13 protein-coding genes are annotated in these 19,435 nt (G+C 29.3%); 5 read left to right on the top strand and 8 right to left on the bottom strand.

Features of this window, described 5'->3' with window-relative positions; all coding sequences use genetic code 11:
* Positions 1–91 precede the first annotated feature (91 nt).
* From HMPREF9629_RS00415 to HMPREF9629_RS00400, 4 genes are all read left to right on the top strand, one after another.
* The gene (locus HMPREF9629_RS00415) at positions 92–1,654 is read left to right on the top strand and encodes an ABC transporter substrate-binding protein (RefSeq protein ID WP_009524323.1); all 1,563 of its coding nucleotides are present in this window, start codon (positions 92–94) and stop codon (positions 1,652–1,654) included.
* 99 nt (positions 1,655–1,753) lie between these two features.
* A complete protein-coding gene (locus HMPREF9629_RS00410; RefSeq protein ID WP_009524322.1) occupies positions 1,754–2,689 on the top strand; it encodes an ABC transporter permease in 936 nt (311 codons plus the stop codon).
* 77 nt (positions 2,690–2,766) lie between these two features.
* Positions 2,767–3,609 carry an ABC transporter permease gene (locus tag HMPREF9629_RS00405; protein WP_009524321.1) on the top strand — a complete coding sequence of 281 codons (843 nt, stop codon included), beginning with the start codon at positions 2,767–2,769 and terminating at the stop codon, positions 3,607–3,609.
* Positions 3,610–3,809: 200 nt separating this feature from the next.
* Complete coding sequence (locus tag HMPREF9629_RS00400; RefSeq protein ID WP_009524320.1) at positions 3,810–4,586, top strand: ATP-binding cassette domain-containing protein; 777 nt, start codon at positions 3,810–3,812, stop codon at positions 4,584–4,586.
* A 286-nt stretch (positions 4,587–4,872) separates the two neighbouring features.
* Here HMPREF9629_RS00400 and HMPREF9629_RS00395 read toward each other — a convergent pair whose 3' ends face one another.
* The 6 genes from HMPREF9629_RS00395 to HMPREF9629_RS00370 all read right to left on the bottom strand — a co-directional run bounded on the left by HMPREF9629_RS00395 (position 4,873) and on the right by HMPREF9629_RS00370 (position 9,970).
* Complete coding sequence (locus HMPREF9629_RS00395) at positions 4,873–5,295, bottom strand: flavodoxin (RefSeq protein ID WP_009524319.1); 423 nt, start codon at positions 5,293–5,295, stop codon at positions 4,873–4,875.
* A 314-nt stretch (positions 5,296–5,609) separates the two neighbouring features.
* A complete protein-coding gene (locus tag HMPREF9629_RS00390; protein WP_009524318.1) occupies positions 5,610–6,149 on the bottom strand; it encodes a DUF3793 family protein in 540 nt (179 codons plus the stop codon).
* 523 nt (positions 6,150–6,672) lie between these two features.
* On the bottom strand, positions 6,673–8,220 hold the full coding sequence (locus tag HMPREF9629_RS00385; RefSeq protein WP_009524317.1) for a Mur ligase family protein: 1,548 nt from the start codon (positions 8,218–8,220) through the stop codon (positions 6,673–6,675).
* Between the two features lie 53 nt (positions 8,221–8,273).
* On the bottom strand, positions 8,274–9,038 hold the full coding sequence (locus HMPREF9629_RS00380) for an alpha/beta fold hydrolase (protein WP_009524316.1): 765 nt from the start codon (positions 9,036–9,038) through the stop codon (positions 8,274–8,276).
* 146 nt (positions 9,039–9,184) lie between these two features.
* Entirely contained in the window at positions 9,185–9,604 is a 420-nt protein-coding gene (locus HMPREF9629_RS00375) for a hypothetical protein (protein WP_009524315.1), read from the bottom strand.
* A 9-nt stretch (positions 9,605–9,613) separates the two neighbouring features.
* Entirely contained in the window at positions 9,614–9,970 is a 357-nt protein-coding gene (locus HMPREF9629_RS00370) for a hypothetical protein (RefSeq protein ID WP_009524314.1), read from the bottom strand.
* A 342-nt stretch (positions 9,971–10,312) separates the two neighbouring features.
* Here HMPREF9629_RS00370 and HMPREF9629_RS00365 point away from each other — a divergent pair, with 342 nt between their 5' ends.
* A complete protein-coding gene (locus HMPREF9629_RS00365) occupies positions 10,313–11,074 on the top strand; it encodes a TraX family protein (protein ID WP_009524313.1) in 762 nt (253 codons plus the stop codon).
* Between the two features lie 217 nt (positions 11,075–11,291).
* Here the strand turns inward: HMPREF9629_RS00365 and HMPREF9629_RS00360 are convergent, their stop codons facing one another.
* Together HMPREF9629_RS00360 and HMPREF9629_RS11260 are read right to left on the bottom strand one after the other, a co-directional pair.
* A complete protein-coding gene (locus HMPREF9629_RS00360; RefSeq protein ID WP_009524312.1) occupies positions 11,292–12,479 on the bottom strand; it encodes an oxygen-binding di-iron domain-containing protein in 1,188 nt (395 codons plus the stop codon).
* 346 nt (positions 12,480–12,825) lie between these two features.
* Positions 12,826–18,786, bottom strand: a complete 5,961-nt coding sequence (locus HMPREF9629_RS11260; protein ID WP_009524311.1) for an S-layer homology domain-containing protein — start codon at positions 18,784–18,786, stop codon at positions 12,826–12,828.
* Positions 18,787–19,435: the final 649 nt, after the last annotated feature.

The raw sequence follows: 19,435 nt of genomic DNA, 5'->3' as shown, positions 1-19,435 counted from the left end.
TTTTATTTAGTATAATTATTGACGTGTGCGATTATTTTTTTGTAAATTATTGCCATATTGATGCAATTAAATTGTAAATAGGAGGAATTATATGAAATTGAAAAAACTTGCGACATTTATTATATCATCTGTGATATGTACGTCTCTACTATTTGGCTGTTCATCTTCAAATGAAGCGAATAAAAGTGGAGAAAACAGTCAAAAGGCTTTAAACGTGGGAGTGGCATTTTTTGATGTCGGATTGGATCCTGCGATAGGCTGGCAAGGTTGGGATACCGTAAAAATGGGTGTAGGAGAAACACTTGTAAAGGTAGATAAAGATTTAAAGACAATACCTTTTTTAGCAGAAGAATTTGAACAAGTAGATGAAAATACTTGGGAATTTAAAATAAGAGATAATGTTAAATTTCACAATGGAAAAACTTGTGATGCAACAGCTGTAATGGAAAGTATAAAAAGAAGTGTTGAATTGAATGACAGAGCGAAAGAGGCTCTTGAGGGATGCACATTTGAAGTAAGAGATAACACAGTTGTTTTAAAAACAAAAGAAATATCTCCATACATAGCACAGTCTTTGGCAGATCCTATGTTTGCGATAGTTGATAGCGAAGAAGGGAAAAATACGGAAGATTTTAACGTAAAACCTATTGCAACCGGACCATTTAAAGTAGAAAGTTATACTCCGGAAAAGGAAGCTGTAATGGCGTCATTTGAAGATTATTATGGCAACAAAGCTAAATTAAGCACAGTTAAATATATTTTCATACCTGATGCAAATACGAGGATGTTGGCGCTTCAATCCGGAGAAATAGATGTTACTGTGGGACTTGGAACACAACAATTATCTGTACTTGAAAAAGAAAAAGATATTGAGGTGGAAAGAATACCATCTATGAGATTAATATACGCAATGCTTAATCCTAAAAATGAGTTTTTACAAGACAAAAAAGTAAGACAGGCGTTAAATTACGCTATAGATAAAGAAACATTAGCTAATGTAACTCTTGCATCTTCAGGTTTACCTGCATATATGCCATATCCTGAATCTCTTGGATACAATGATAATAAAACTGATGTATACAAATATGATGTAAAAAAAGCAAAATCATTGTTGGAAGAATCAGGTTTAAAGGATACTAACGGAGATGGAATATTAGAAAAAGACGGTAAAGATGTAAAATTAAGAATAACATATTATATATCAAGACCTGAAATGCCTATAATTGCACAGTATATTCAAACAGAGTTTAAAAAAGTAGGAATAGATGCAGAACTTATATCTTTTGATAAACAAGCTGTAGATAACTATAATGCAGGTGATTTTGATATAGGATTTGATTCATGGACAGTTGCTACAAGTGCAAATCCGTTGAAGTTATTAAATTTAGGATTTAAAACAGGTGCAACAAACAATTTTAATGGATATTTTTCTGATGAGAGGATAGATGAAATAGCAGAATTGCTAAAATCAGAATCTAATCCGGAAAAGCAAAAATCACTTGCAACAGAGGCTAACAGCATAATTGTGGAAGAAGCAAAAAATATATTTTTCATATACACACAAAATTCAGTGAGCAGAAAAAATAATGTAAAAGGCTTTGAATTATCGCCGATAGACTATTATCAAATAAATAGCGATGTTACTATAGAATAAGTTATATTTTATTTTTAATTTATAGTATTTTTTGAAATATAAGCAAAAATTAGTTTTAGCACATTTTTATTGTAAATAAAAGTTTTCTGGGAGGTATACTTGAAAAAGCTTGTATTAAGCAGATTATTGCAACTCATAATAATACTTGTGGGTATTTCTTTTTTATCTTTTGCACTTGTAAGTATATCTCCAGGAGATCCAGCATATATTAAATTGAGTGAAAAGGGTGTACCTCCATCTGAAGAGTTACTTGAAAAAACAAGAGAGCAGATGGGACTTAACAGACCTTTTTTTGTCAGATATACTTCTTGGTTTGCAGATATTGTAAAGTTTGATTTTGGAAACAGTTTTTCTTCCGGAGAGCCGGTCGTTAAAGAGTTTTCGTCAGCACTTAAAAATACACTGAAACTTACAATATTTGCTTTTTTCATATGTTTTTTAATATCTTTTCCCGTTGCAATTATCTCTGCGATTAAGAAAAACAGTATAACAGATGCTATAATTAGGCTTTTAAGTGTATTTTCAATGTCTATGCCTGATTTTTATTTAGGCGTTATAATACTTTTCATATTTGGATTGAAACTCAGAATGTTTCCTATAATAGGAGGAGTTGCATTTAAAAATATGATTATGCCTGCCATGACATTAGGAATTATACTGTCCGGAAGGGCTATAAAACAATTGAGAGCTTCTTTGGTTGAGGAACTTAACAAGGATTATGTAGCAGGTGAAATAGTAAGAGGCTTGCCGGATAAGATAATAGTTATTCATATTTTAAGAGGCAGTATGTTGTCAATAATAACATTTTTGGCTCTTAGTTTCGGAAATCTGCTTGGAGGTACATCTGCGTGTGAAATCATATTTAACTATCCCGGAATTTCTTCTCAGGTTGTAGATTCTATAGGGCATAGAGATTTGCCTATGATACAGATATATACTTTATGGATTGCAAGTGCATTTGCAATAATAAATTTTTTTGTGGATATATCGTATGTATACTTTAAGCCGAAAGAGCAAAGGAAAGCTATAGATTAATACAGTTATCTAATGGAATGTAGATAGTTTAGTAGAAGATATTTTTGTTCAACTGTGAAATTTTAATTGGAGAGTTTATGGACTATTTTTTAAATCTGAATATTTCAAAAAAGATATTTTTTATTTTTTTGCTCATGATGATGAGCATTTTAATATTTATATCTGTTTTTGCAAAATATATAATTCCGTTTGATCCGTATTATTCAGATGCGAGAGATGTTTTGGCAAAGAGCGACAGTGTTCATATAATGGGCTGTGACCATATGGGTAGAGATTTGTTTTCCAGAATTATTTTGGGAATACAATCATCTATATTGATAAGTTTGATAACAGTTTTGATAAATTTTGTCATAGGCACTGTGCTTGGGATTGTAGCAGGATATAAGGGAGGAAAAGTAAAGAGTATAATAATGAGATTTACAGATGTTATGCTTGCATTTCCCGGATTGGTACTCAGTATTGCAATAGTCGGTGTGCTTGGTCAAGGAGTTTTTAATACAATTATTGCACTTGTCATATCCGGTTGGGCAGAATATACAAGAATGTCTCTTGCTTTGACAATATCCGTAAAAGATAATGAATATATGAAAACGGCAATTTTTCATGGATGTGATAATAAGCAGATAATATTTCGATATATCTTTATGAATATTTTGCCACAACTGATTGTATTCGCATCATTAAATTTCAGTAGTGCAATGCTTAGATTTTCAGGGCTTGCCTTCTTGGGCTTAGGAGTAAAACCGCCACGACCTGAGCTTGGTTTGATGCTATCAGAGTCGAAGGATTATATGCAGTTGGCACCATCTTATATGATTTATACAGGTTTTGCTCTATTTTTTACAGTATTTGTATTCAATTTTTTTGCTGATTATATGCAGGATTATTTAAATTATAAAAAAGACAGCCTAATGAGCTGAGTATTATGTTGTTAGTGTATATAAAATTATATTCAAGAAAATAATATAGAGATTATAGATATTTTTATTTGTATGATAAAGCATATGAGTAAAAAATATATGTTTTTAAAATTATCCGATTAAATAAAAAAATATATGTTTTTATTTAAATAGGTTCTAATATCGGATATATTAAAGCAGTATTTATTAAGGCGGTGTATATGACATATCTTATAAAAATAGATGAGCTTAATATGTTCTATAAAAAAAAGCAGGTTTTATATGATATATCGTTTGAACTTGGTAAAAAAGAGATACTTTCAATAGTAGGAGAAAGTGGTAGCGGTAAGTCGAGTATTTTGAGAGCGATTTATGGAATTATGCCACAAACTGCAAGAGCGTATGCAAATAAATTTGAAGTTTTAGGAGAAAGTATATTTTCTAATCCTATTAAAAATAAAGGAATAAGAAATATGCTTGGCAAGAAAATAGGAGTAGTATTCCAAGAACCGGGAAGCACAATAAATCCTAATATAAAGATAGGCAAGCAGATAATTCAAATGTTCGGATATAATTTCAACTTAGATAAAGATTCGAGTATAGATATTGGAAAAAATGCACTTGAAAGTGTAAAACTCGACCCTGATTTTATATGGGAAAGTTACTCATATTCGTTAAGCGGAGGTATGAAACAAAGGGTGTCTATAGCTATGGTGCTTATGCTAAAACCGGATATTATGATAATGGATGAGCCTACATCGGCGTTAGATGTTACAGTTCAAAAGAAAATAATGGACGAAATAAAAAAACTTCATCAGGAAATAGATATGAGTATGATAATGGTAACTCATAATCTTGCAATGGCATACAATATATCAGACCGCATGATAGTATTAAAAGACGGCAAGATAGTGGATATGGGGACATCAAAAGAAGTGGTGTCAAATCCGAAATCAGATTATACAAAAAAACTTATAAAGGATATGCCGAGATTTTAATACTAATATTCAATCAAACATCGATATTTTAATATATTTGAGAATATCATATAAATATTCATTTAATTAATAGATATATAAGTTTTTTTGCTTTTATGCTAAAATCTTATAGAATAACGGAAAAACATAATAATTAATTTTTCTTGTAGACTATATATTAATTTTATATAATTATACAAGTTATCTATAATTTTATTAGAAAATAGTATTAGTATAATAAATATCATAAAAAAAGGGACTGATTTTACTTACAGTCCCTTAAATTATTTAATAAGTTTTTAAACTACTATGCAAGAGCTTTTCCAAGTTCTTTACATTTTTCAAGAGCATCCGCATCAGGATTGTCATATGCAGGAAGTGCCGGATATACAAGATTTCCTGCTCCGCCTTTAACTCTTTCTTCCCAATCTCTCATCCATTGACCGTCATTCCATTCATAAGAACCGAATATAGCTATTTTCTTTCCTCCAAGATTTCCTTCTACGCTTGCAAACATAGGTTCAAAACTTGATTCTTCAAGTTCTTCATTACCCATTGCAGGACAGCCGAATGCTATCGCTTCATAATTATCCAATTTATCAGGACCGAAATCATCACTGAATATCAAATCTACTTCCGCACCTGCGGCTTTTGCACCTTCAACTACAGCATTAGCCATAGCTTCCGTATTTCCTGTACCTGACCAATAAACAACTGCTACTTTACTCATCTTTAATTACTCCTTTATGATTTGATTTTTATGTTAAGCAACAATTAAAAAGTAATATTTCAAAAAATATATAAATTTAAAATAATACTTCAAATAAAGCTCAACATTATATATAAAATTTATATAAATGGCATTCGCCATTATAAACAATAAACAGATATTTTTTTATCGTAGTGAAATCTATAAAAAACAATCTTAAATTATTACAAATACGATAAAATATTATCATTTAATTTAATAACAATATTCAGCAGACGTATAAATCGTTATATAAAAGTTTTAATTATATTATTACTTTTTTCAAATTCATAAATTTAGGCAACACATAAACTTGTTATATTCTTACCGCTTGAAAATAAATTTGAAAATGAAGATGTACAATTTTTATAACTTTCAAAAATTTCCGTAGATTTTTTTTCATTGCAATATACTTTCCATATACCGCAACATTTATAATTTTTTCCCTTGTTGAGTATGAACATCTTAACATCTTCAAGCGGATATCCCAAAAATATACCTATCTCATGCGGGAAAGAAGAATATGTGAATCTTATTAAAAGTTGATTCAAGACAGAAAATATATCATCAAAATCGGTATATCCGTAATCTTTTAAAAAGTTTTGTACATCTGTTAAACTCAACAAATTACCGAGCATAGTAACTCTATATATGTATATGAGGACTTTATTTTCAGATTTTTTTATAATCATAAGTTTCAATCCGAAAGCATTTAATATATTATTCCAGTGTTTTACATCTCTGTACGGATTGCTACCGCTATACATAAACATATTGGCAACTTTTATACCTGCTAAAGTAGGGGCACAATGATTAATAAGTAACTGTTCAAACATAAAAATCGTATCTCCTTTTCTAAATTATAAGATAATAAATAATGTTTGTCAATAAAAATTATTTTCATAAGAAAAATATTTTTGAAAACTGTTGATATATTTTTAAAATGGTGTATAATATTATTAACAATAAAAATTATAATCATTTTAAAATATAAAAAACAGTTTATGAAAGGGGGTATGAAATATGTCTGAAGCTAAGATAAAAAAGATAAATTTAACAGTATTTTTATCTATGATATTAGGAGCTGTGTGCTTTATGTATTTATAAATTAGCTAATTTGAAAACATAGTGATGCTAAAAACTTTTGAAAAAGTTATATATAATATGAAATAAAGTGATTATATAAAAAACGTATGATATAAAAATCAAAGAGGATTTAACTTTATTATGAAAAATGTTTAGTAAAAAAATAAAAAAGTGGATTTAAATCACTGTAATACATAAAATACATATGATTTAAAACCACTTTCTTTATATTAATCAGCCTATGCTATTTAATTAATAATGGGAAATGCAGCGCTAATAATTATCAGGCAGATCATTTTCTATAAGAATTGCTTTTTGTCTATCTGTTTTAAGTGTATATGCAAGTGAAAGAGCTTTTTGCATACTTTCTTCTATAAACAGATTTTTTTCATCATAATTTTTTTCTTTTATTCCGTCTTGTATAGGTAGGGTTTGTTTTTTTCCTACGAGTATAATATAATCTGCAACATCTGCTATTTGTTTGCCGAATTCTTTGTTAAGCTCATATTGTTTGTCTCCAAGCTCGATCATTCCTGGTGTTACTACAATTTTTGTCATATCAAACATAGACAAAGTATCTAATGCAGATTTTGCACCGCTTGGATTTGAATTATAGGCATCATCTATTATAAGGCCGAAATCTTTTTTTATTATCTGTTGTCTGTGTTCTACCTGTTCTAATTGTGCTACTCTTTGAATTAATGTGCTTGTATCTACACCTAACTCGTGTGCAACAGCTATACAACCTGTAATATTTAACACGTTGTGTTTTACAATAACCTTTGTTTTAAATAGTGCAGGGGTGTTATCTATATTTAATTTAAAGCTTGAACCGTTTTCGTCTACTTGTAAGTCATATGGAACAAAGTTTGAATTTTGGTTGTCGACAGCGTATGAGATTGTGTTTTTGTTTATTTGATGATTTACTATATATTCATTGTCATAGTTTAAAAATACAGTTCCGGAATCAGGAAGTGCTTCTGCCAATTCAAATTTTGTTGTTATTATATTGTCCAAGCTGAGAAAGGTTTCGAGATGTTGCATTCCTATGGATGTAATTATTCCATAACGAGGATTTACAATATCACATATTTCTTTTATTTCTCCGAGCGATTTTGCCCCCATTTCACATACAAATATGTCATGTATAGGACTTAGATGTTCTCTTATTGTAATTACCACACCAAGAGTTGTGTTGTAATTGCCTGGTGTTATGAGTACGTTGTAGTCTTTGCTAAGTAATTTTCCTAATATATGTTTTACGCTTGTTTTACCGTAGCTACCTGTTACACCTATTACGGTTAAATTATTCATTGAGTTGATTTTGCGTTTAGCATCGTTTATAAAACCGTCATTTATGTGTTTTTCGATAGGCTTATTTATTGTATTTGACAGTAGTAGCATATATGGTGTTATCATACATATAACTTCTAAAACTGCAAAATATAAAAAATTATGGCCTATTATTAAAAATAAGAGCATTATTATATACATAATGCAAACTGTAAAGAGCATTCTTTTTACTCTATTTGTATATTTAAGAGGTATTTTAGAATTTTTTTCTCTGTTTAAAATTGCTGTCAGTATGTTAAGTATAGTAGCTATTATTAAACCTGCCACTTGGAATTTAAAACTGAATATGAAGATGAATAAGGCTGAAATTATAAGTCCGAGATTTCTACCGAGTATCGGATAATAATTTTCTCTAAGCCAGTTATTTTCTTCTATTTCGTTGTACGAATTAAGTTGAAAAATATGTGTGTGATATATCAGAAGTGAAATAAATGCTGATATATTTGATATTATGAAAATATATATCATATGTTCTCCGTTTTTTTACAAATTTGATGTAATATTATAAATTTATTAAAAATTTATGATAAGAAAGCTGATATAGCAGAATTTACATAATCTTTCTGTTCCAAATAACTGTAATGTCCGGCGTTTTTTACAGTTATAAGTCCGCTGTTTTTTATGAGTTTGTTCATAGTATATGCGTCTTGTATAGGTGTTGCATCATCTTTATCTCCCCATATGAGCAGAGTTTCATTTTTTATATTAGAAAGTAACGGTGTAAGATCTTCGTTTACTACATTTACCAATATTTGACGCATTATAGGTGTTGCAGAGTTATAGTCTGCGGATCCGCTTTTATTTCGCATATTTTCTATGAAGTTGGGATACATTTTACCAAGTATAGTGCCTTCAAATAATTTTCTTGAAAGCTTAAAAATTTTTATTTTAAATTCTACTTTAAGACTTTTTTTCGGTTTTATTCCGGCAGAGTCTACAAGTATTATCTTGTCTATTTCAAAAGGCAGATTTTGTTTATTCATCATTTTAATTATTATTCGTCCGCCAAAAGAATGTCCTAATATATGTGTTTTTTTAATGCCTAATTTATTTATAAAGTTTATGACAAAATTTGTGTAATCATCTACGTTCATAGCATAATTTGGCTCACTGCTTTGACCGAATCCCGGAAGATCTAATGCGATTACACGATAGTTTGCATTAAGTGATGTTGTTAGGGTGTTTAACAAGTTTATATTGGAACCCCAGCCGTGTAACAGCACAATAGTGTCTCCGCTTCCGGAATCTATGTAATTTGTTTTTATATTATCTATTTCTATATTCAAATTTCACCTCATAATTTAAGTAAAGTATCCGGCAAATTAATATACCATATTTTTGATATATTTTCAAATTTATTATCGTATTAAGTATAAACTACTATTTAAATTAAAATATATTAAACATTTTAATTAGATAATAGCATTGTTTTTTAATGTTGATTTTCTATATAAAATGTTATTTCGCTTTCTCCTTTAGTATCATTTTCTATATTAGCAGAGATTATGGACATATTAGGTATATTTTTATGTATGTAAGCTAATAAATTGGTGAGTATAGTTATATTTGAGTGAAATTTTATATTTATAGTCATTGAATTTTGAGATATAGTCGAATTTTTGTAAGTGATATTTAAGTCTAATTTATTTAAAATATCGTTAAAATCTTTGTAAATTTTATAGAAGTCTATACTTTCGTTGTTTTTTGTTTCTAAAATTTGCACATTGTTTATCTGCTGTCTAATTTTTATGTTTTTTATACTATAAGGTATTGTTATTATAAGTAAGTTTGCGAGTAATATAAACATTATGAACAGCTCAGAATTTTTTATAGATTGCATTTTTATCTTCATATCAAACCCTTATCTGTATTCCAATATTATGTATTTATCTTCTTGTATACTTACACTTTGAGCAGTTTTATTCAGGCATTTATCGGTATCACGCACTATATCTTCAACATTGTATGCGTCTATGCTGAATTTTATACTCATAGTATCTGATGAAATATGAATATTTTTTATATTATCAAGATATTTGCTGTCAGCAAGCTCATATGGATTGTCGGTATAATCATTAATATCTGATTCTTTCTTTTCGTTTGTAGATGTTTTTTGAATTTGTATCCGTTCTTTTTTTAATGAAGAGTGCTTATTTATGAGAAATACATTGTATATAATTAAAATTACAATCAAGATGTAATATAATTTATTTTTCATTTTATACCTCTTTTACTCAGCTAAAATTTAAAAAATATTTTAAATAAATCATATGTCTGTGTGATATAATGATTATACATTAAAGATGTGTATTTTTCAATTATAATGTTATAGTGTATAATTATTATACTGAAATAAGTGGAAAATATATATTTTATTTTAATTAATACTATTTTCTAATAAAATTATGGATAACTTGTATAATTATATAAAATTAATATATATAGTCTACCAGAAAAATTAATTGTTAGATTTTTCATTATTATATAAGATTTTAGTATAAGAGAACTGATGTTTTAGAATTTATAATATAATCATAGTATGGATAGAGGAGTTTTGAATATGGGAGTCGGCGAAGTTAAAAAAATTTTTAAAGAGGGGCTTTCTGTAAATGCTTTAAAATATATCGCAATTACAGCTATGCTTATAGATCATATAGATATTGCATTTATACCTGAGGATATGACAGTATATTTGGTATTTGATATAATAGGAAGAATTACAGGTCCGATTATGTTTTTTTGTGCGGTGGAGGGATATCATCACACAAAAAGTTTGAAGAAATACATTTTTAGACTTTTTATATTCGCAATTATAAGTTACATACCATTTATGTACGCGTGGAGAGATACGTTCAACATATTGCGACTGAACATAATTTTTAATATATTGCTTGGAGTTTTGGCGGTTCATACTAGAAGAACAGTAAAAAATGTCTTTTTAAAAGCGATAATCATATACTTGCTTATGATAATAAGTATACCTGCTGATTATGGTGAGCTTTGTATAATAATAATGCTTGTATTTGATTTTTACTATGGTAATCTAAAAAATCAGCTTGCAGGATATTTTTTAGTAATAGTTTTGAATTTGGGCTTGTTGGACTTTTTTGCAGGTCCGTTTTGGAATTTGGTATACGATGGCAATTTCAAATTTTATAATGATTATTATTGGATTGGGTATCTTTTACCTTTTATGATGTTGTTGTTTTACAACGGTAAGCATGGTAGTAGCGATAAATTTTCAAAATGGATATTTTATATATTCTATCCTTTACATTTGTGCATTATTTGGATAGTGAGAGTATTTATTTTAAATATTTAAAAAATATTATACTGAAACTTGTTTAAAAAGCTATGTAATATTAGAATATAAAAAATGCGTTTGAGTTTCTATAAATCAAATACATTTAATTTAGTATTTTTATTATATGCTTATTTAATTAGGTGTAATAGCATTAACAAAATAGCGATACAGTAAATAAAAGCAGTGCAATGCTGATTGATATTTGTGTTCAGCATTACACCGCTATATTTTTAATCTATTTTAAAAGTTCGTTTGCTATATCTTTCAGATGAGCGAAATTTTCTTCTGTAGGGTTCCAACTGCAACGCTCCTCTTGCTCTATAACTTCAAAACCCGCTTTTTTCAGCCCTTCTCTAAGCACTTTATTTCCTTCACCGGACCATCCGTAACATCCGAATACGGCGGCTTTTTTTCCCTTAAATGAGAGCTCCTGTAAGAAATGCAACCAACCTCCTACTGATGACAATATGCTTTTACTTACAGTAGGTGAGCCTAAAGCTATTGCTTTTGACTTGAATACTTCTGTCATTACGTCATTTTTGTCGGTTTTAGATATATTATATACTTTTACGACTGTTTGAGGACTTTGGGCCTTTAACTCATCAGCTAAGGCATGAGCAAGTTTCATAGTACCTTCCCACATAGTATCATATACTACCGTTATTTGATCCTCTTTGTAATTATCACACCATAGAGCATATTTTTCAACTATTTGAAGTGGATTATCTCTCCATATGGCACCATGACTTGGTGCAATCATATCAATGTTTAAATTCATTTTATCTATTTCTTCTAATTTTCTCTTAACAAGTGGAGAGAATGGCGATAATATATTGGCATAATATTTTAATGCTTCTTCCATAAGTAAACATTGATCAGCTTTGTCATTGAATAATTCTGCTACTGAAAAGTGTTGTCCGAAAGCGTCCATGGAAAATAAAATATTGTCACCTGTCAAATAAGTAGCCATACTATCCGGCCAATGTAACATTTTCATCTCTACAAATACAAGAGATTTATCTTTTGAAACAGGTATACTGTCTCCTGTTTTTACAACGTTAAAATTCCATTCAGGATGATGATATTGACCTACTATTGATTTTACGGCGTTTGCTGTGCAGTAAATAGGCGTGTTCGGAATTTTGCTCATAAGATAGGGCAATGAACCGGAGTGATCAACTTCTCCGTGATTCATAATGATGAAGTCTATTTCATTGAGATCTATTTCTTTTTCTAAATTCTCAACAAATTCATGTGAATGAGGTCTCCAAACAGTATCTATTAACACTTTTTTATCTTCCAATATAAGATATGAGTTTTGACTTGAACCGTTGTTTATAGAATAGTCGGAGCCATGAAATTCTTCCAACTCCCAGTCTATTTTTCCAATCCAATACACATTGTTTTTTACTTGTCTTTTCATAAATAAATTCACTCCTGATCTAAAATAATATATAATATTAAATTTGCTTGAGATGATACTATTATAACATATATTTAAAATAATATGGTATCCCAATATATAAATTTTACATAGTGAATAAAATAGCAAAACAGTATTAATTTGTGAATAAATATCGAAATAAATTCATTGTGAACATAAAAAGAACACCTAAAATTCAGATGTTCTTTTTATGTGTAATTATCAATATTACATAGTAGATATATTATAATTGATTAAATATTTTAAATATATCTTCATTATATAAACGAAGTTAAGAAAATATATTTGCAAAGCTGTTTGATTTTATCTTGTGAAAAACAATTCATTATTTTCCTACAGCTTTTATTAATCTTGTTATTATGCTTGCTGTTTCAGCTCTTGTAAGTGATGATTCGGGATTGAATTTTCCTGACGCATCACCTTTTATTATACCGTATTTAGCTAATTTTTCTACATATTGCATTGAAGATGCAGGTATATCTTTACTGTCTTTAAAGTTTATTTGTTTGTTGGTTTCTTCAAGTTTTATGTTTTTGTTTCCTAAATACTTACCAATTATAACAGTAGTTTCACTACGAGTTAAACTTGCATTAGGATTAAATTTGTTGCCTGAAACGGAAATTATTCCGATTTTTACTGCCCAAGCAACATCATTTTTATACCAAGCATTTTGTGGTATGTCAGTAAAGTTAGTTTTTTCGGCATTTTCAATTTCATCACCTGAGATACGTGCCAATATTGAAATCAACATTACTTTTGATAATTTGCCGTTCGGTTCAAAATTTCCGTTACCTGTTCCGACCATAATACCTTTTTGAGCTAAGAATTTTATCGCATCTATTGCCCAATGATTATCTTTTACGTCTTTGAACTTTATATTTTTTACGCTCGGAGCTGATTTTGCAACTTCTTCTTCTGTTATGGTTACAGTTTCATTTTGTTTCGTCTCTTTCACTGTATTATTTGAAGAGCCTCTTTCTGTAGAACCTGAGTTTTCAGATGATGAAGATGAACCGCCTCCACCGCCACTTCCGCTATTGTTATTGCCTGGTGATGTTATATCTTTATATTCTACATTTATTTGTGTATCACGGTCTATGTTGAATGTATATTGATTGTTGATTAAATCTGATTTTTTATCTGCTCCGTTTACCGTAAATGATTGAACTTCTTTATTTGATGCAGGAACAACTGTAACTGTAACATTTGTACCTTTTGCTATTTGACCGGCTGCAGGATTAGATGATATATTTTCACCTGTAAGTGTCAAATTTACTTTTTCTTCGACAGGTTTTTCAGGTTCTTTTTTAAAATCTTTTTTTGTTGTCCAATCAAAAACTAAAGAGAATTTTTGCATATTTTCTTTTTTATCAATATTTAAATCTGTTAAAATATCCAACATTATATCAGGTTCTTGTAGAGTTTGCCTTGTAAATATGAATGTTTTATTATATTCGTCAGCTGAATTTTCAATAATTTTCGCTTTTTTGGATTCTCCATTTTCTATTGAGTATAATTCTACTATATTCAATGTTTTTCCATTTTCTGTAAATGGCTTGAATTGTATTTCGTATTTAACCGTATTATTTTTTTCTGATAATTTAATGATTTTATTCATTGAAGTTCCTAATGTCATAGGTGTTGTAGTGTCGATTTGAATCAATTTCGCATTCACTGTATAGACTTTTTCTTGAAGAACATCAGCGGAAGAATTGAATTTATCAATAGCAGCTTGTAGTTCGTTTACAGCATTTTGTAAATCATCTATCGTATTTACAGTATTCAATTTTTGTTTAGCTGTTTGTACTGCGTTTTGTAATTCCTGATAAGCTGCATCGGTTTTTTTGCCTTGTGCTATAGCTTCGGCTTCTGCTATTTTGTTTACAAGCGGAGTTTTATCAAGTTCTTGAGGTATATCAGCAGAAGAATTGAATTTATCAATAGCAGCTTGTAGTTCGTTTACAGCATTTTGTAAATCATCTATCGTATTTACAGTATTCAATTTTTGTTTAGCTGTTTGTACTGCGTTTTGTAATTCTTGATAAGCGGCTGAAGTTTTCTTGCCTTGAGTTATAGATTCAGCCTCTGCTATTTTGTTTTTAAGAGAAGTTGTAAAAACTTTATTTATTTCAAGTGTATTCCAGTCAAATTGAATATTTGCTTTTTTTGTACCATCTCCAGGAGACATATTTTCTAAAGCAGGAATATATACTTTTACAGGCAATAAGTTTGTATTTTTATCAATAGACACTATGGTTTCTTTAGGATACTTGTTGCCTTTCATTTTAATATCTTTACCTGTCTCAGGATCATTATAAACGTCTATAACGTTGTATGTGCTTATAGGTTCCAATATATTGAATCCTTGATTTTTATCTGCATATAATTCGCCTAAAAAGCCTTTTAAAAAGCCCATATTTGCACTTCTAAATGCAAGAACAAGTCTATATCCTTTGTTTGTTAAAAGTATTCTTACAGGTTTGACTAATGATTTATCAGCCATAGATGGTTCTTGATCATTTAACTTATAGATAGTGGCGGAAATGACTCCCTGTGCCATTATATATTCATCAGGATCTTTTTGTTTTAATATATTTTCGATTTCTTCAAGGGCTGTATAGTTGCTGTCTTTATATTCAACAACAGATATTTTGAAATTGTTGAAGGACAATTTTAAAGCATGGATATTATCTTTGTTTTCATTTAATTCCGTTTCAGCTTTTTCTATTGCTGATTGTAAAACATTATATGCTTGTGGAAATTTATCGCCTTCATCTGTTAGAGACTTTGCAGCTTCTATTTCTTCAGAAAACTCTCTATATAATTTTTGTAAAGGTGTTTCTGGTGCATCGGCAGATAATTTGAATGTATTGATTGCATTATCAAGTTCATTCACGGCGGCTTGTAAATCTTCTACAGTATTTATAGTATTTAATTTTTGTTTAGCTGTTTGTATAGCGTTTTGCAATTCCTGATAAGCCACATCAGTTTTTTTGCCTTGTGCTATAGCTTCGGCTTCTGCTATTTTGTTTACAAGCGGAGTTTTATCAAGTTCTTGAGGTATATCAGCAGAAGAATTGAATTTATCAATAGCAGCTTGCAGTTCGTTTACAGCATTTTTCAATGCTTCTACAGTATTTATAGTATTTAATTTTTGTTTGGCTGTTTGTATAGCATTTTGCAATTCCTGATAAGCGGCTGAAGTTTTCTTGCCTTGAGTTATAGATTCAGCCTCTGCTATTTTATTTACAAGAGGAGTTTTATCAAGTTCTTGAGGTATATCAGCAGAAGAATTGAATTTATCAATAGCAGCTTGCAGTTCGTTTACAGCATTTTTCAATGCTTCTACAGTATTTATAGTATTTAATTTTTGTTTAGCTGTTTGTATAGCATTTTGCAATTCCTGATAAGCCACATCGGTTTTTTTGCCTTGTGCTATAGCTTCAGCTTCTGCTATTTTGTTTACAAGCGGAGTTTTATCAACTTCAGGAGCTTGAGTTACTTTCAATTCGCCGACTTTTTCTTGAAGTTCTTTAATCAGACTTTCTCTTTCGTCTGCTATCCATCTTGTTTCTTTGGCGTCATTTACATATTTTTCAGCTTTTTCAATTACAATCTCAAGTGCTTCTTTTGTTTCTTTTGTGTAAGTTTTGCCGTTATTTAAAACTTCTTTTGATTTTTTTATTTCTTCTTGTAATTTTGAAGTATTGTACCTTTCCAACTTATATATATTTGCCAAATCCATTGACAATAATTCATCTATATCTTCGTCAGTTATGTCTTGCTTTGAGATTAATTCTGCCGCTCTGTCCAATACTTTTTTCATTGCTTCCATACTCTCTTTGGAGTATTTACCTGATTCTACATCATCTTTATAAGTTGCTTTTGCATCTTCATAAAGTCTGTGAACTGAGATTAGTTTATTTATTTTTTCACGTTGTTTAGTGATTTTTGCAAGCATCTCATCTATTTGTTCAGGCGTTGCACTATAATTATTCAATACTTTTTTTCCTTCTGCAATCAGATTTCTTGTTTCTTTTTGCATTTTAGGAGGAATTAGGTAAGAATAAGTCTTCAGCCCTTCTTGAAGATAATAGACGGCATCTGAAAGTTCCTTTTTCTTATCATTATCTTGTTCTTCCTCGTATCCGTCGGTTTTATTTTCATAGTCTATTGTAAGTATTGCATCGTTTGGATGAGGATCATTACCTAACATAGGTGATTTTACAGTCATGTGCATTGATATTTTATTTGATTCTCCATCTACCGGCATTTCCACCTTAGTCGGATACACATATTCTTGTTCATACTCTTGATATGAAATTTTTATTTTTTTAGTTTCTAAAGTTTTTAATTCGACCTTAGTATGATCAATATCATAATAATAGATTTTATCAATGATACCTGTAGGCGAGTTTTCTTTATACATCGGCATAAGCTTCAACATTAACTTGTTTTCTTTGCCCATTACAAGTTTTGCTCTGCTGTCCAAGCATTGATTTGCCATAGAAAGACTTCCGATACCGTCTGCATTCAAGAATTTAACATCTACAGTATAAACTTTTTCTTCAATTTGCGGTTTATTTTCATATTCAACTTTTACAGTTGTATTTTCTTGTATATTGAATTTGTATTTATTATCCTGTAATTTTGATTTTTTATCGACATCATTAACAGTAAAAACTTTTACAACTTTATTTGTATCAGGTGTTAATGTAATAACTATTTCGGTTCCTTTTTCAATATCACCTGCTTGAGGAGTTGAAGTTATATTTTCTCCTATAAGTGTCAATTTAACTTTTTCAACTTCCGGCTTTGTAGGAACCAGGTCTTTTAATGCTTTTTCAAGTTTCTTTTCTAAAGTTGAAGTTTCATTTGACGGATCTTTATAAACTTTGCAAAGTTCTACCCATTTTTCAGCCTCTGCTTTGACTTGTAGCATTTTGAGATAACTTTCAACAGTGTAATCAGACTGTTTTTTAGCACCTGCCTGCTTTATCAATTCTTCCAATTTGCTTGTGTTGTATCTAAGCATTATCATAGAAGCATTATTGACTTTATAACTGTCCAATACCAAATCTTTTAATGTTTTAAAAGTTAAATCTTTCTCTAAATCATCAAGATATTTTTCAAACTCATCTAAGCTTTTTTGAGAATATGTTTTATTTGTGTAAAGAGTACCTATACTTGATTTATGAATGTCTATCATATTTTTTATGCCGGGAATCATTTTAAAGCCGTACTCCATATCTATTATAGGATTTGCTATTTCATAAAATCTGTCATATGATATATCATCTGATTTTATAAACTCGTCTATTTCAGATAATGCTTTATCTATAATTTTTTTCTTATGTTTATCCACATATTTCGCATCTTCGCTGCTCATAATAGCAGAAGTATTCATCTGAAACTCTTGAGCTTTATCAAGTAAATTTTTTTTATAATTAGGCAATTCCCAATCATTTTTTCTTTGCAAAGCGGCGTAGTCGATTTCAATGCCGAACGGCTCCAATGTTCTTTTTGAGCCGGAAGCATCTACATATGTCATATCAAAGACAACTATATTTTCTCCTGTTAATTCTCCCGGGATACCACCTAATAAAAAACCGCCATCTTTTTCGTTATTAACAGGATCTTTTATATATTCACGATATACCTCCTTACCTGCGATTCTATTTATATATGCAGCAGAAAGACTTTGCACCTTATCAGTTTTGACATTCATTTGAATATCATAACTGTTGCCTTCTTTTATTATTCTTACATTTTCGTCGAAAAGAGCTTTAATATCATTTAATTCTATATCGTTGTTATCAGAATCTTTTTCTTTTTTATATATTTCCTGATAATACTTTTTGCCGGCTATTTTCTTAACTTTTACTATCTTATACGGTCCTTTGTAAAGACCGTCTTTTTTCAAAAAATGACTCATAGGGAAACCATAGACAGCTTCGTTATACAACATCTCTCCAATGGCATTGTCACACTCATTTTCTGAAAGACCGTTTGCTTTAAATTTCCATTTTTGTGCATTTTCCCAAGTATTATACCAAAGAGTATCAGAAAAATTATCATAATTTTCGTTATCCGTATATGTTGTTCCTCTGAATCTTGTAGCCAAATCATCTCTTTCCAAAATTCTGTCAGCAACTCCAATGACTTGTTTTCTTTTTGCACCAAGATTGTTTTCATCAGCAAAAGCAGTCGGTGAAATGCAACTGAAACCGACGGTAAATGCAATAAGCATTGACAGGCAGCTTTTTAATTTTTGTTTTATTTCCATAATGAACCGAACCTCCTTATAATATTATAAAATGAATAATATACATAATAAAGAAGACATTTATGCTTATATCTGTCTAAGATTAAAATTGTGATAAATTACATTGAATTATTACTTTTTATGGATAAATTTATAATTGTTGTCAATATTCAATAAAATCGGAAAGTCATATATGTACAGGGGGATTATAAATTTAAAGTATTCTTAACGTTTGCATATCATAAACATTATTATACATGTATGTAATTATGCAAAATTTATAAAGCCTATTGAGATATATATAGTGTCGACCTTTATCTATGTATATGTAATACCGATTTTAAATCAGAACAGCTTATTTTTGATATAATATATGTAAAGTCAAATTTAATTGGCTATTTTAAATTTAAATCAGTATAATTTTTTGCAAAAATAATTTATTGAAATATTTTATAAATTTATCATAAAACTATATAATATACACCTCTAATAACAGATGATATTAATTAAATTATATTATAAAATGATAGAGATATATAGTTTTAATTTCTCAGCTTTCCTAACTTCGTTAGACTTAAATAAGTAGGTACCTTCAACTTTCGTTAGTCTGACACGTCATCCAAGTGCTAAATTAAAATTAATGTTCTCTTTAATATAAGTAAATTCAAAT

Source organism: Peptoanaerobacter stomatis (genome assembly GCF_000238115.1).
GTDB lineage: Bacteria > Bacillota > Clostridia > Peptostreptococcales > Filifactoraceae > Peptoanaerobacter > Peptoanaerobacter stomatis.
Note: the sequence above shows the minus strand (reverse complement) of the source record. Positions and strands in the feature narration are given on the sequence as shown.